We start from the raw sequence: 255 nt of genomic DNA, 5'->3' as shown, positions 1-255 counted from the left end.
TCTGAGAAAGTGTTAAACTATTCTCCACCCCACCATCAAAGTCTCCTGCAAGGGACTTTGATGTTCAAAACATCAGGCATATCGGTTACAAACCTTACCTCTCGGACTCGCTCTCATCGTTATAAATCCTCAGAGTCCTCTTCGAGAGACTCTGAGGGGGAGGGAGAGACCCTGAGGAGAAGAGACTTGTTAGGAATAGGAGAAACGAAGGGGGCTGAAAGTTAGAAGAGAATGTATTGAGTCTGAGAAAGTGTT

Source organism: Roseivirga sp. UBA838 (assembly GCF_002296035.1).
GTDB classification, from domain to species: Bacteria; Bacteroidota; Bacteroidia; order Cytophagales; family Cyclobacteriaceae; genus Roseivirga; species Roseivirga thermotolerans.
This window is presented reverse-complemented; position numbering follows the sequence as displayed.